Source organism: Flavobacterium faecale (genome assembly GCF_003076455.1).
Classification (GTDB): Bacteria; Bacteroidota; Bacteroidia; order Flavobacteriales; family Flavobacteriaceae; genus Flavobacterium; species Flavobacterium faecale.
Genome location: NZ_CP020918.1, coordinates 2,836,099 through 2,849,974, shown reverse-complemented (window position 1 = coordinate 2,849,974; position 13,876 = coordinate 2,836,099). Strand labels below are relative to the sequence as shown.

13 protein-coding genes are annotated in these 13,876 nt (G+C 37.2%); 3 read left to right on the top strand and 10 right to left on the bottom strand.

Annotation, left to right across the window (positions count from 1 at the left end; translation table 11 throughout):
* Nucleotides 1-50 precede the first annotated feature (50 nt).
* The 4 genes from FFWV33_RS12190 to FFWV33_RS12175 all read right to left on the bottom strand — a co-directional run bounded on the left by FFWV33_RS12190 (nucleotide 51) and on the right by FFWV33_RS12175 (nucleotide 2,796).
* Nucleotides 51-707, bottom strand: coding sequence for an HAD family hydrolase (locus FFWV33_RS12190; protein ID WP_108741154.1), 657 nt, complete (start codon nucleotides 705-707; stop codon nucleotides 51-53).
* Between the two features lie 60 nt (nucleotides 708-767).
* Nucleotides 768-1,478 (bottom strand): tRNA threonylcarbamoyladenosine dehydratase, encoded by a 711-nt coding sequence (locus FFWV33_RS12185; protein ID WP_108741153.1) that lies wholly within the window; start codon nucleotides 1,476-1,478, stop codon nucleotides 768-770.
* A gap of 65 nt (nucleotides 1,479-1,543) precedes the next feature.
* The gene (locus tag FFWV33_RS12180; RefSeq protein WP_108741152.1) at nucleotides 1,544-2,194 is read right to left on the bottom strand and encodes a TatD family hydrolase; all 651 of its coding nucleotides are present in this window, start codon (nucleotides 2,192-2,194) and stop codon (nucleotides 1,544-1,546) included.
* Nucleotides 2,194-2,796: a DUF1684 domain-containing protein gene (locus FFWV33_RS12175; RefSeq protein ID WP_108741151.1), complete on the bottom strand. Its 603-nt coding sequence runs from the start codon at nucleotides 2,794-2,796 to the stop codon at nucleotides 2,194-2,196. Before FFWV33_RS12175 ends, FFWV33_RS12180 begins: the two co-directional genes overlap by 1 nt.
* A gap of 97 nt (nucleotides 2,797-2,893) precedes the next feature.
* On the opposite strand from FFWV33_RS12175, the gene FFWV33_RS12170 reads away from it, so the two are divergent.
* From FFWV33_RS12170 to FFWV33_RS12160, 3 genes are all read left to right on the top strand, one after another.
* A complete protein-coding gene (locus FFWV33_RS12170) occupies nucleotides 2,894-4,114 on the top strand; it encodes an MDR family MFS transporter (protein WP_108741150.1) in 1,221 nt (406 codons plus the stop codon).
* Between the two features lie 453 nt (nucleotides 4,115-4,567).
* Entirely contained in the window at nucleotides 4,568-4,927 is a 360-nt protein-coding gene (locus tag FFWV33_RS12165) for a BlaI/MecI/CopY family transcriptional regulator (protein WP_108741149.1), read from the top strand.
* A gap of 3 nt (nucleotides 4,928-4,930) precedes the next feature.
* Nucleotides 4,931-6,505 carry a M56 family metallopeptidase gene (locus FFWV33_RS12160; protein ID WP_108741148.1) on the top strand — a complete coding sequence of 525 codons (1,575 nt, stop codon included), beginning with the start codon at nucleotides 4,931-4,933 and terminating at the stop codon, nucleotides 6,503-6,505.
* Nucleotides 6,506-7,899: 1,394 nt separating this feature from the next.
* Here FFWV33_RS12160 and FFWV33_RS12155 read toward each other — a convergent pair.
* From FFWV33_RS12155 to FFWV33_RS12130, 6 genes are all read right to left on the bottom strand, one after another.
* On the bottom strand, nucleotides 7,900-8,103 hold the full coding sequence (locus FFWV33_RS12155) for a hypothetical protein (protein ID WP_108741147.1): 204 nt from the start codon (nucleotides 8,101-8,103) through the stop codon (nucleotides 7,900-7,902).
* Nucleotides 8,104-8,122: 19 nt separating this feature from the next.
* Entirely contained in the window at nucleotides 8,123-9,496 is a 1,374-nt protein-coding gene (locus FFWV33_RS12150) for an exopolysaccharide biosynthesis polyprenyl glycosylphosphotransferase (protein WP_159086015.1), read from the bottom strand.
* Between the two features lie 19 nt (nucleotides 9,497-9,515).
* On the bottom strand, nucleotides 9,516-9,935 hold the full coding sequence (locus FFWV33_RS12145) for a VanZ family protein (protein ID WP_108741145.1): 420 nt from the start codon (nucleotides 9,933-9,935) through the stop codon (nucleotides 9,516-9,518).
* 35 nt (nucleotides 9,936-9,970) lie between these two features.
* A complete protein-coding gene (locus FFWV33_RS12140; RefSeq protein WP_108741144.1) occupies nucleotides 9,971-12,277 on the bottom strand; it encodes an exopolysaccharide transport family protein in 2,307 nt (768 codons plus the stop codon).
* 2 nt (nucleotides 12,278-12,279) lie between these two features.
* Entirely contained in the window at nucleotides 12,280-13,050 is a 771-nt protein-coding gene (locus tag FFWV33_RS12135) for a polysaccharide biosynthesis/export family protein (RefSeq protein WP_108741143.1), read from the bottom strand.
* A gap of 79 nt (nucleotides 13,051-13,129) precedes the next feature.
* Nucleotides 13,130-13,876: a glycosyltransferase family 2 protein gene (locus tag FFWV33_RS12130; protein ID WP_108741142.1), complete on the bottom strand. Its 747-nt coding sequence runs from the start codon at nucleotides 13,874-13,876 to the stop codon at nucleotides 13,130-13,132.

The window sequence follows — 13,876 nt, the reverse complement described above, 5'->3', positions numbered from 1 at the left end:
GTTTTAGTTTGTGCAAAAATAGTAAAAGTGATTGGTTGCGAATTGAATAATTACTGTAATTCGCTCACAACTTTATAATTCAGTTCCTCAAAATGGTTGATCACTAAATCTGCTAGAGCCAATTCTTGATCTTTGGAATGGGTACTTTTATACCCCACACAATAAATTCCTGCCGCTTTTGCAGCTTTCACTCCATTGGTACTGTCTTCGATCACAATGCAATTTTCTTTTGGCGCAGTAGATAGTGTTGCTGCATGCAAGAAAATAGCCGGATTGGGTTTTGACTCCGGAAAATCTTCGCCACTCACCTTATGTGTGAAATATTGGTTCAAATTGAAACGGTTAAACACTCTTTCGATCGTAACCTTAGACGCAGACGAGGCCAAAATCAGTTGCATGCCGTTTGCATAACAATCTTTGATTAGCGCTTCTACTCCCTCTAGCAAAAACAAATCTTCTTTGGTATCAAAAGCATCATTAAATAAAGCTCTTTTTCGAAGAATCATCTCCTCAACATCTCCTTGAAGTCCAAAAAGTTCTTTTAGTTTCTGGTACGTATTGCGTGTTGAAAGTCCGGTATAAGTCGTATATATTTCCTCGGAAACTTCGATACCCAACTCTTTGTAATGTTGAAAATAAGCGTAACGGTGTACGGGCTCCGTGTCAACAATTACGCCGTCCATATCAAAAATTATTGTTTGTATCATTTTTTGTTTTTCTATTTATAAATTAAAATAAGTTGCAGCTTAAACGAACCAATTGGTAGTTTATTTAATCAGATGTCTAATTACAGTTTCTGCAGCGTACAGTCCAAAAAGTCCTGGCATATAGCTGTTAGTTCCGTAAAATGATCTTTTATAGTTGGCTCCGTCTGTCATTTTCAAACTCGATTGTTTTTGAATCTCAGAGGAAAAGACCACTTTCAACTTATCTATTTTTTCTTTTTTTAATCGCTTGCGAATCGTTTTTGCAAAGTAACAATTCACAGTTCTGCTTATGTCGGCTACTTTAACTTTTGATGCTTCCATTTTTCCACCCGCACCCATGCTCGAAATAATTTTAACTCTTTTTCGCTTCGCACCAATGATTAGGTTTAGTTTTGGTGTGACACTATCAATGCAGTCCAAAACATAATCGTACTCTTTTGAGATAATTTCAAAAGCACGTTCTGGTGAAAGAAACTCTTGTATTTTGATCAACTTCAATTCTGGATTGATATCCAACAAGCGGGCAGCGATTACCTCTATTTTGGGTTGCCCTACGGTAGAATGCAAAGCTGGTAATTGTCTGTTGATATTGGTAATATCTACCACATCGCCATCCACGATTGTCATGGCGCCTACTCCTGCACGCGCCAAAAATTCGGCTGCAAAGGAGCCTACTCCACCTAGTCCTACGACCAAAATGTGTGCCTTTTGTAATTTTTCTAATCCTTCTGTTGTAAATAAAAGCTCGGCTCTTTCTGTCCACTCTGCCATTGTATATTTCTTTTTAAAGTTCAAGGTATCGATAATCTACCACCACCTTTGTTTCATTTTTGATTTCAACTCGTTTTAAAAACCTGCTGAAAATTATGTTCAATAGTTTGCTGTAATTCAGCAATTGTTTGCTTTTTATATTTTGCCGCTAAAGCATACACATCGGCTATGTCTTCGTCGATTGTATCGGTTTCCAAAAAAATGCGATCGTCTGGAACCGAAAGAAATACGGTTTCTAATCCTGGATTTCGAACTAAATATTTCCCGAAAGACAAATAAAATCCGTTGTTTATTAATTGTTTGGCCAATTGTTCATTTTTCGAATAACCATGCACAATCATTGGTACGGTGATATTGAGACGCTTTTTTGTCGCCATCACTTCATCAAAAGCGGCCACACAATGTAGCACTACAGGTTTGTTGTATTCTTGGGCAAGCAACAATTGTTTTTCAAAAACAACTTGCTGTACTTCCATCGGAATCTCGATTCGTTTGTCCAAGCCACATTCTCCTACGGCCAGGCAATTGGGATCACTCATTTTTATTGTCATAAAATCAAGATCCTGTTGCAACCTACTTTCGTCAAGATACCACGGATGAATCCCTATCGAAAACTTCTCATAGTCCTCATTAAATGCCCAAGGATATTGATTGACTAATTCGAGCGTAGCTGCTTCCTGCGTGTAGCGGTGTGTATGTAGGTTGAAAAACGACATTAGTCATGAAATTTTTTGACTCCCGCTTCGATTTTCACTTGCAAATCATTTTCTAGCGGCACTCTTGGGCACGAATACGCATGGTTGTAAGCGCAATACGGATTGTAAGCGGTATTAAAATCGATATCAATGCTGTCGCCGGCTGGAATTTTTAGATCAATATAGCGACCACCAATATAGGTCTCGTTACCCGAAGTTAAATCAGAAAACGGAAGGAACAAATCATTTTTATAGGCTGCTTTTCGAGTTAAGACAATATCGCGATACAGGTTCAAAACACATTCTTTCCCTTTGATGGTAAAATGAACTTCGCCATACTTCACATACAAAGGAGCACGACTAGTAGAGGTTTTCATTTTGAACGCCTTTTCTTTTTTGGTTCGAATGAATTTCGCATGGACATAAAAGTCACTAGTAACAGGATAAAAATCTAAGGTTTTGAAGGTAGCCAAATCAGCCGCTTCCAACGGACTTGTTTTAGCTGATGCATATTCAGCATTCAGTTCTTTTTGAAAAGCCTCACTTTTTTTGGCATCAAATTGTTCTTGTGCCAAAGCAACTACTGACCAAAGAAAAAGCAATACTGCAGCAGTATTTTTCATATACTATTTTTTATGCAAAAATAGTCTAAAAGTTACCATGAGACCAAGAGACCGCTAGACAAAGTTTTCTACCTTTGTAAAAAATACAAAAACCAGCATGCTTTTAACCGCTTTCAAACGTTATTTAAATAATTTCAAGGGATTTTCGAGAGAAATATGGATTTTGGCCCTCATCACCTTTATCAACAGAGCGGGAACGATGGTGCTACCCTTTTTATCGAAATATTTAAAAGAAGACCTTCATTTTACCTACGGCGAAGTGGGATGGATTATGGTTGCTTTTGGGTTTGGATCCATGTTGGGTTCATGGCTTGGAGGTAAATTATCCGATAAAATAGGGTTTTACAAAGTGATGGTTTTCAGCTTGTTTACTACCGGAATTTTCTTTTTTGTGCTGCAGTACATCACTAGTTTCTGGGGATTGTGTTTTGGAATGTTTACCATAATGACTTTGGCCGATATGTTTCGACCAGCAATGTTTGTCTCTCTAGGCGCTTATGCCAAACCTGAAAACAGAACCCGTTCGTTAACGCTGGTACGATTGGCTGTAAATTTAGGGTTTGCCGCGGGACCCGCATTGGGAGGATTAATCATTATGGGAATGGGTTACCAAGCCTTATTTTGGGTTGACGGAAGCTCGTCTGTGATGGCTATTTTAATCTTTGCCCTATTGGTTAAAGAAAAAAAGAAAGCCATACAGCATGATACCGATAGCCCTAGCATAGAAGTAGCCTCGGTATTCAAAGACAAAATTTTCTGGATCTTTCTGTTTATCAGTTTTGTTACTGCAATGATCTTTTTTCAATTGTTTACAGCGCTACCGTTGTATCACAGCGACCAATTTGGGTTGACGGAGTTCCAAACAGGATTGCTTATGACCTTAAATGGTTTATTGATTTTTGCTTTAGAAATGCCCATTGTCAGCTATTTTGAACGAAAGCAAAAGGGGAAAATCAAAATCATCTTTTGGGGTGCTTTGATGATGGGATCTAGCTTTTATCTGTTACTCATTGATTTTTGGGCCGGAATGCTAGTGCTTGCCATGATTTTGATTTCGATCGGCGAAATCTTTGCTTTTCCGTTTTCGAATGCCTTTGCGTTGAGCAGAGCACCACGCGGGCACGAAGGCAGGTACATGGCCTTATACACTATGAGTTTTAGTTTGGCCCATATTGTGAGTTCAAAAGCAGGATTGGGTATCATAGCCGATTTTGGCTATCAAGTCAATTGGTTAATCATGGGAAGCTTTGGTGTGGTTGCGGCTTTTTGTTGCCTTTGGATTCAGAAGCTATTGGTTGTAGAAAGCCAAGCTGCTTAATTATTTTCATCTCTAATTTATAAAGCGAAAGTTCAAATTGAACTAATCATACCTTTGATATCCTTATTAATTGGTGCTGTTCGCAATGTGTAAACCGAAAGCTTCACTACATACAATAGCTAGAGCACAACATTCTAAGGTTGAAACTATAACCAATTTTTGCTGAAGCATCCTTTATGTAAAGTATAAGATTGGTTTCCCCTACCCAATTACTTCATTACAAGTCTTTTTCCTTTTCTAAAACCTATAACTATAAAATTAGTTTTAAAACTACATAAATAGTTGTATAACTAAAAATATAGTTGTACGTTTGATTTGCGTTAAGGATAGCAGGCGGTATCCTTTTGGTGTCTTGCCTTTTTTTGGCAAGAGACCAAAAGATAAAGCCGAATAGCCTGACCCGCTCTCTACGCAACGAAAGTGAGCGGGGAACGCCCAAATAATCATTTTACTATGCAAAAATTAACGAACAAGGAAGAGGAAATCATGCACATTTTATGGAAGCTAAAAAAGGCTTTTGTAAAAGAAGTAATGGAAGAAATCACTGTAGATCCGCCACATTACAACACTTTGTCCACCATTGTGCGCAACTTAGAAGAGAAAGGATATGTCGCATATACCGCCTTTGGAAAAACGCATCAGTACTACCCTATCGTGAGCATTGAGGAGTATCGAAAAAAGTTTATGCACACCGCAATTGACAATTATTTTAACAGCTCGTACAAGAATATGGTGTCGTTTTTTGCTAAGGAAGAAAAAATTTCGGCAGCTGAATTACGCGAGATTCTTGAAATGATCGAAAATAAAAAATAGCCTATGGAAAATGTTTTAGTATACTTCATGAAATCTAGCGGATTGCTGGCGCTATTTTTTCTAAGCTATCATTTTCTTTTACGAAAAGAAACCTTCTTTGACAATAATCGATGGTTTTTGCTATCCGGTCTTGTCACTGCAGCACTTTTGCCTTTGCTATTTTTTACGAAAATAAAGGTAGTCGTAGCCGGACTTCCCAAACTGAATTGGACTGCTTTGCCGCATATTGTCGAACCGGACGAAAAAAGTATGTTAGCGTATTGGCCACAGGCATTGCTCCTTATGTACGGACTTGTAACTTTATTTCTGACCGCTAAAATGCTGTTTGACTTTTATAGTTTACGAAGCCTACTAAAAGGAAAAGAAAGGCAGCAAGACGGTGATTTCACTTTGATTGCCACCAAAGATAATTCCGCACCTTTTTCGTTTTTCAAGACCATCGTGTATAATTCTGAATTGTATTCGGAAACGGAATTGTCCAACATCCTAGCGCACGAGAAAGTGCACAGCGATCAAAACCACACGCTAGACGTATTGCTTTCTACTGTATTTTGTACGGTTTTTTGGTTCAATCCGTTTGTTTGGTGGTACAAAAAAGCCATTTTGCAAAACTTAGAATTCATAGCCGATCATGAAGCTACCCAAAATATAACCGACAAAAGGGCCTACCAAATCACGCTTTTAAAAATAACAACGCAACAGCCTTACGTTGCCCTCACCAATCACTTTTATCAATCATTAATTAAAAAACGAATTGTTATGTTGAACAAAAATCAATCTAAAAAAAGGAATGCTATGAAATACTTCTTAGTTGTTCCAGCACTTATTGCCTTCGTACTTGTTTTCCAAATCAAAATGGTAGCGCAAGCACCCAATAGTTTACCTATTAGCGGCACTTTAAATACTATTGACCATACCATTAAAAAAGATGCTACGGATCAAGAACTTCAAAATACCACAACCCTTTTTAAGGATACACAAGATGTAGAATTACTTATCTCGAATGTGAAACGTAATGCAACTGGCGAAATTATAGGTATAAAGGTAACTTTTGACGATCATATGGGTAGTTCGGGTACGAATGGACAAAAGGGGACTAGACCGATTGACCCTATACGTATCGTGTCTAAAAAAATGGAGGATGGTACTATCGAAATTGGTTTTTATGCCGAAGGAGAAGAAGTGACGAACCCAAGAGGTGATTCTGATGAAGAGCAAAGCACGATATCGATGGGGAGCAAAACAAAAACGAACGCACAAACTATCACAACTTCAAGCACGACTACGAGCAATACAACTACGACCACTGAACGTCCTCAGCCAGCAGTAAAAGCAGTGAAATCTGCCGTACCGAATAGTAAAGAAAGTAAAACGACTAGCAGTACCCATACGATCAAAATTTTAGAAAGTGCAACCGACGGAATTCCGCTAGATGTGCAGTACTATATTGATGGAAAAAAAACAACGAAAGCAGCCGTAGACAAACTAGACCCCAACACGATTGACAAAATGAATGTCGATAAGGATACCGAAAAAGGGAATACGATTAAAATTACAACCAAAGCTGCAGTAAAATAAAGTTTAGGATTCTTAGTTGTACTTCTTGGATGCTAAGGTTCTTTGCCGAAAAAGACAAAAGCAATAATACTATTTTATCATTGAGTTTACGGCTTGAAATTTTGTCAAATAGAGCGAAGTTGAGATTATTTAGTTGTCCATGGAACGAGGTTTCGACTACGCTCAACCTGACATAATCATAATTCTAATCACGATGTCCATCTGAGCTAGCTACCCTAATCTTTTGGCGAAGGGTCGAAGACTTCTGGTAGTGTGATTAGAAGTCCGTAATAATTGTAAATACTGTTTTGAACTTTGTCAAATAGAGCGAAGTCTAGATTATTTAGATGTCCATAGAACGAGGTTTCGACTGCGCTCAACCAGACAATAACCACTCATTGTACATTGGTAAATGCAAAACCAATAAAGTATAATGTCGAATTGTAAAAATCATAATTCTAATTACGATGTCCGACTGATCTAGCTGCCCTGAGCTTTTGTCGATGGGTCGAAGACTTCTGGTAGCGTCCCTAGAAGTGCGTAATAATTGTAGTTACTATTTCAAATTTAGTCAAATAGATCGAAGTGGAGATTATTTAGTTGTCCATAGGACGAGGTTTCGACTACGCTCAACCTGACAATCACCAATTATTACTCATCAGTAAATCCAAAACCAAATAGTATAATGTCGAATTGCAATAACCATAATTCTAATCTCGATGTCCGTCTAAGCTGTGCTGCCCTGAGCTTTTGTCGAAGGGTCGAAGACTTTTTTCTGATTTAGTTGTAGAATTGAAATAATCATAATTGTAAGCACTATGTCCGTCAGAGCTAGCTGCCCTGAGCTTTTGTCGAAGGGTCGAAGACTTTTTTCTGATTTAGTTGTAGAATTCTACTATTCATGATTGAATTTACTGTTTTGAACTTTGTCAAATATAGTGAATTTGACATTATTTAGTTGTCCATAGGACGAGGTTTCGACTGCGCTCAACCAGACAATCATCAATTATTATACAGCTACATCCAAAACCAAAATAGTATAATGTCAAATTTAAATAATCATAATTCTAATCACGATGTCCGTCTGATCTAGCTGCCCTGAGCTTTTGTCGATGGGTCGAAGACTTCTGGTAGCGTCCCTAGAAGTGCGTAATAATTGTAGTTACTATTTCAAATTTAGTCAAATAGATCGAAGTGGAGATTATTTAGTTGTCCATAGGACGAGGTTTCGACTACGCTCAACCTGACAATCATCAACCATAAAAAAACAGCAAATTCAAAAGAAACCACAACTCATTCCTAACGCTATACAAACCAAAAAAGCAGTACTAAACCCAAGTTTAGTACTGCTTTTTTTATATTGTAAATTTGAATCAGGCTCTAAAAAAAGAACCTGACCAACCTATTGCTAATTTCTATCCTTCAACATTCATGTCTAGGGCAGCGTTTTTCTTAGCGTCATTGGCTTTCAAAATTTTATCATTTAATTTGATTAGACGATCCAACTGTTTACGTTGCACTTTATATTTGATATAGTACTTGTACAACTCTTTCCCCACAAAAAATGTAGACAAAGACGCTCCCGTAAGTACACCCACTAAATAATACGTAATATTCATAACTTCTGAATTTTATAATTTAAAATGCGTTTTCATCTCCTTTGAGTGTAACCATCACCGTCAAAAAGACAATTTTAAGATCGGTTACCAAACTCCAACGTTGTACATACTCGATATCTGTGCGAACTCTTCGTTTCATGTCTGATACTTTCTTTGTTTCTCCACGCAAACCTGATACCTGAGCCAAACCTGTGATTCCTGGTTTTACAAAATGACGTACCATGAAATTGTGTATGTGGTCGTTGTAATCGGTTGTGTGTTTCAACATGTGCGGGCGTGGTCCTACAACACTCATGCTACCCATAAGCACATTAAAAAACTGTGGCATTTCGTCAAGGCTTGTTCTTCTGATAAATTTACCAATTGGAGTCGTACGTGCGTCTCCTTTTCGTGCTTGTTGACTTTCGTCTCCAGAATCCACATACATACTGCGAAACTTCAAGCACCAAAAAGGTTCGTTCTTCTTACCTGTTCGCAATTGCTTGAACAATACAGGTCCTTTACTTTGCTTTTTGATAATGATCGCAATGATTGGATACAACCATGACAATATAAAAATAATAACAAACAAACTAAAAGCCAAATCAAATATTCGCTTCACCAATCGGTTATTGGGATCTTGCAGCGGCTCATATCTGGGCTTAATAACATGAAAATTATTAAAATTACCAGCACTAAAATGCGCTTTGGACATCGCAGAGAAATCAGGAATAAACTTCAAGCGCATGCAATGCTTATCTCCCAACTCAAAAAAGTAATTCAAATCGGTGATAAAATCTGCTTTGGTTACAATGTACAATTCATCAATTTTATCCTCTGCAGCTTTGTTTATGGCTTCAGTCAAGGCTTTTCCAAAAATCTTTTTGTTATTGTACTCTATATCAGAATCCTCATTGATAATCCCTTTAAAGTGGATAAAGTACGCATTGGTTTCCAAATCTGCAGCCAACTCAATACTTGTTTTGTTGAATCCCCAAATGGCAACGGTGTACCTTTTCTTTACCCAACGTTTTAATTTGTTGATCACTATGGTAAAACCAATACGAGACCCAAGAAAATAGATTAATAAGAAACACAGTTGGTACAAATTGGCCTTACTCATCACCACGTACAAAATGTCATCGTGGAAAAAGAAAATGTAACTGTGCCATAATATTCTTTGGGTCAAAAAGGCACGCCAGCTATCACCATAAAACTCTTCCAAGTTAAACAACTTGTCCACGCGATACAGTCTGAAATAGGTTACAGAAAACAACCAACTCAAAACCGTAATCGGAATCAATTTATTGAAGACGATACCACCCCAACTGGCTTCGATATTGGTAACAAAATGCAAGAAAATCAAAGTACCCAAAATCATAGCCAACATGTCTACCATCAGGCAGCCTATCATAAAGGCAAATTTATGTCTGTTACGCATTCCTTACTTTCGTTTTTAGTATTTTAAATATTTGAAACCCTATTGCTCCCACTATACTCCCCAATATGCCGTAGTACACATCCATTAGATCGGGACTTCTACTTTTTAATAAAAATTGTCCTCCTTCGGCCACTAGTACTACTAGTGCAGCAACGATCATGTTTTTTAGCAAACCAATCCTGCGCTGTTGTTTGTTCTCCCTGATTAAATTTTTATAGGAATAAAATTCCAGTAAAAACCCCAACGCAATAAAAGGAACCGCAGTTCTAAAATTGTAATTCCGATTACTCCAGCGAGAAAGCCAACCAGGTAGGTAACTTTCAGACCTCATATTGGGATCAGGCAACCACGAATAATAAAAAACTGCTGCCACAACGAATACCAAAAGTACCTGCACTATTCTTTTCAACATGTTAATCTGCTATTTTATTAGCATTTACTCAAAAGTTATGATTTTTTCCACCATGACTTTTTCACATTTTCTTCTTTGTAGGTATAGGCATAATCATAGCCATACCCCATATTTCTTCTCATTCCGTTGATCACTAGACCTACGTTTTTCAATTGCCCTTTTTTGATGAAGTTGCTCAACTGTACTAATGATTTCTTTTCGGTAAAATCGGCACGTGCTATATACACTGTTACATCTGCCAATGAACTGAAATTCAAAGTATCTGAAACCAATTGTACGGGAGCTGAATCAATAATAATGAAATCATAATTTTGTTTCGCCTCTTCCAACAAAATTTCAAAAGTTGAATTGGTCAACAATTGTGTTGGGTTAGGTGGAATCTCACCTGACAACAATACATCTAAGTTTTCTGAGAAATTCGTTCCTTTGATAATATTTTGCTTCCAGTCTTCGTTTCTATTGGCCAAAAAGTTAGTCAATCCAGGAACGTCTTTGGTCACACCAAAATAATCGTGCAGTTGAGGATTTCTTAAATCGGCACCAATTAAAAGTACTTTTTTATTCAAGTTACTAATCGTAATAGCATTGTGAAACGCACTAAACGATTTTCCTTCTCCTTGTACCGAAGAACAAAACAAGACTACATTTCCGCTTTTCTGCGCCTTTGCAGGTAACAAATAGGTAATGTTCGAAAATAAAGTACGGGTTGCTTCTGCAATGACAGAACGTGAAGTAGCTGAATTATCCAATTTCTCAGATACATTTATTTTTGGCATGGTTCCTAAAAAGGGTACTTCTGAAATCTCTCTTGGTAAATCTTCCTCTGAATGAATTTTAGAATCCATCATTAGGCGTACGTAGGTAATACCAAAAGCTAGTATAAATCCAAATAAAATAGCGCCCAATATGAATACTTTCCTTTTTGGATACGTATCTCCATAATTGGTTTGTGGTGAATCCAAAACACTTAAGTTCGATTCAAGTATAGCACCGTTTAATAAGGTCTCTTCTTTCTTTTGCAACAAAGACAAATAAGTCTCTTCTTTCAAAGCCAAGTTTTTGTTGATATTCCCCAAATCCTTGTCTTTGGTAGGGATACTTCTTGCCTGCGCAGCTGCTGTATTTTTTTCTACATTATTCGCCGCATTGGTTTGACTTAAATAGCTCAAATAATCATTCAATGAACTAATGATGGCTTGCTTTTGTACACGCAATCTAGCGGCCAAAGCCAAATATGCTGGATTATTTTTTTGTGCTCTTTGCAATAAAATTTCACTTTCTAGTAAACTTGCATTGTAACTTACCAATTGATTATTGATTGCTGGTGCTTGCAAATTATAATCCGTTCCCAAGGCTGTGTTCCCACTAGCGCGTTGCACATCTCTCAATGCCGAACGCGTTAATGCAATTTCACGTTGGTTTAACGAAGCCGCTGCCGAAGTAGTGCTTTTTTCTACCGTTTTAGTAGCGATAAAATCTTCTAACACATAGATATTATTATCACGCAAATAACTTTCTTTTACACGCTGAATAGAATCTTTTTCTCTAGCAAAGATCGCAATACGCTCATTTAAGAAGGCTAATGTTTTGGTATAATTCTTTTCTTTGTTTATAATTATGGTCTTGTCTAAATCTGAAATTAATTTTTTTAAAATTTTAGTAGAAAGCTCTGGATTGGTTCCTCTATAGCTCAAAGCCAAATTATTGCTCGGACTTTCAAAAGATTCAATTCCTAAGGTTCCTTTCAAATTTTTAACCGCCGTTTCGGTAGGTTCTACTGTAACCACATACTCTTTGTCAAAATAAAAATCAGGTTGACTTTTAGCCTTTGGCGTTAGTTCAATCGTAAAAGGTAATCCTGCTACTACACGAGTAGTATTATGCCCCTGTAATAGAAAACTTTTCTCGGTAGCAATATCTTTCACTTTAAAACCTTCTGCAACAATCTGAACATCATATTGCTTTTGCGGCAAGGAATCATTTGACCCTACAGCTTTTACAAGTAACGGATTGTCTAAAACTACTTTATTCTGCAAATATCCTTTTTCGTAATAATTGATATTCAACGTTAGATCGCTTACGATTTTCGCCAAGAAGTTATTCGAGGTGATTAAAGCTTTCTCTTCTTCAAGACCGTCTTCTTTTTCTTTTTGCAAATTGATCGTTGTCACAATCTGTGCGTCTTTTTCCTTTTTCTTATCAATATTAATCAGTGCAGCCGTCTCATACGATGGCGAAACAGACTCTAAATAAAAATAAGCCGCTCCAATGCTTAACAACAAACAGATGAGAAATAAAGGCCAGTATTTTAAATATCTTAAAAGTTCTTTCTTAAAATCCATGATTAATTATTTCGAATGATTAGAAAAATAGCTAAAACCGTACTCAAGACACCCAACACTTGTAATGGGTCTCTAATCACGCGACCACTATTCACTCGGGCCGTATTTGGTGTTACCAAAATCACATCATTTTGTCTGATTCGGTAATCTGGATTAGACATCCAATTGGCAGTAGTCAAGTCAATATGAAAAACCGATCGTACACCATTGGTCTCTCTAATCAATTGCACATCTTTACGTTTTCCTGAATAAGTCAAATCGCCTGCTAAACCAATGGCAGTTAATAAACTAATTGATTGTTCCGTAAAATTGATAACACCTGGATTGTTTACTTCACCCAAAACAGTGAATCTATTATTAACAACACGAACCTGTACCGTTGGGTTAACTAAATAGCCTTCGTTAATCAAGGTTTGTTTAATTTTCATTTCCGCTTCAGAGGGTGTTAAACCTCCAACTCCCATTTCATTCAAAATTGGTAGCATAATCTGCCCTTTTGGGTTTACCAAATAGCCAGTCAATTGCAACATCTCTGTAGACATTTGTCCACCTCCACCTGTCGATTGAATATTAAAGGGTGCAGCTACAATGGGATTCAAATCACTAACGTCTACTTTTAAGATGTCATTGGGCTGAATCTTTGTCGTGGTATACACCAAAGCCGTATTATCATATTCATCTAAATCTTGTACGTACAACATTTTCTTTTTGGTTCCACAAGACTGTAGCACCAATATCAATACTAATAGGATCGAAATAGGGAGTTTTTTCATGGTAATATAAAATTAATTCTGTATTTAGGTTAAGGTTCTTTTATTCGAATGAGATACTGTTTCTATTATCAAGAGTACATTATCGCAGGATATATTGTTTTAATGCGAGGGATTTTTTTTGGGCTACCACACGTAAAGCTGATAATCCATGGTATTTATAAATATTATAATCTTCTTTCAATACTTCAAAAGCGCGTTGCGCATCAGTACTCATACCACCCATTCGCATTTTCACGATGTATTGGTTTACATAACTCATTTTGATTTTATATTTGTACAAATAACGCAGTAAAAACTCCGTATCCGAAGCAATTTTAAAATCCAAATTATACAAACCGTATTGATCCACCACTGCTTTTTTCAAATACACTGTTGGATGCAAAGGCAACCAACCCGATTTAATGCGGTCGATACTGAAGGCGCCACCTATTCGATTCCGAATCAAACGTTCTTCGGCATCATTAGAAACATAGACTCCATCTCCATATACCCCTTCAATAGTACTGTCTTTTTCAAATTGTGCTACAATTTTACTAATGGCAGTGTGGTCATAAAATTCATCATCAGAATGCATTAATCCAATCGCATCACCAGTCGCCAAAGCAATTCCTTTATTGATGGCATCGTACATCCCTTTGTCTGGTTCGGACACATAGGTCGTAATCTGATTACCAAAAGAACGGATTACTTCTTGAGTGCCGTCCGTCGAATTACCATCGATCACAATGTATTCAATGTTTTCGTAATCCTGGTCAAGCACACTCTGAATGGCTTTCGCCATCGTTGCTTTTCGATTGTAACAAACTGTAATGACACTTATTCGCAT

Bases quoted from the DNA above. Each gene is read 5' to 3' on its own strand.
- FFWV33_RS12190 (WP_108741154.1), bottom strand. From the start codon at position 707: ATGATACAAACAATAATTTTTGATATGGACGGCGTAATTGTTGACACG.
- FFWV33_RS12185 (WP_108741153.1), bottom strand. From the start codon at position 1,478: ATGGCAGAGTGGACAGAAAGAGCCGAGCTTTTATTTACAACAGAAGGA.
- FFWV33_RS12180 (WP_108741152.1), bottom strand. From the start codon at position 2,194: ATGTCGTTTTTCAACCTACATACACACCGCTACACGCAGGAAGCAGCT.
- FFWV33_RS12175 (WP_108741151.1), bottom strand. From the start codon at position 2,796: ATGAAAAATACTGCTGCAGTATTGCTTTTTCTTTGGTCAGTAGTTGCT.
- FFWV33_RS12170 (WP_108741150.1), top strand. From the start codon at position 2,894: ATGCTTTTAACCGCTTTCAAACGTTATTTAAATAATTTCAAGGGATTT.
- FFWV33_RS12165 (WP_108741149.1), top strand. From the start codon at position 4,568: ATGCAAAAATTAACGAACAAGGAAGAGGAAATCATGCACATTTTATGG.
- FFWV33_RS12160 (WP_108741148.1), top strand. From the start codon at position 4,931: ATGGAAAATGTTTTAGTATACTTCATGAAATCTAGCGGATTGCTGGCG.
- FFWV33_RS12155 (WP_108741147.1), bottom strand. From the start codon at position 8,103: ATGAATATTACGTATTATTTAGTGGGTGTACTTACGGGAGCGTCTTTG.
- FFWV33_RS12150 (WP_159086015.1), bottom strand. From the start codon at position 9,496: ATGATAGGCTGCCTGATGGTAGACATGTTGGCTATGATTTTGGGTACT.
- FFWV33_RS12145 (WP_108741145.1), bottom strand. From the start codon at position 9,935: ATGTTGAAAAGAATAGTGCAGGTACTTTTGGTATTCGTTGTGGCAGCA.
- FFWV33_RS12140 (WP_108741144.1), bottom strand. From the start codon at position 12,277: ATGGATTTTAAGAAAGAACTTTTAAGATATTTAAAATACTGGCCTTTA.
- FFWV33_RS12135 (WP_108741143.1), bottom strand. From the start codon at position 13,050: ATGAAAAAACTCCCTATTTCGATCCTATTAGTATTGATATTGGTGCTA.
- FFWV33_RS12130 (WP_108741142.1), bottom strand. From the start codon at position 13,876: ATGCGAATAAGTGTCATTACAGTTTGTTACAATCGAAAAGCAACGATG.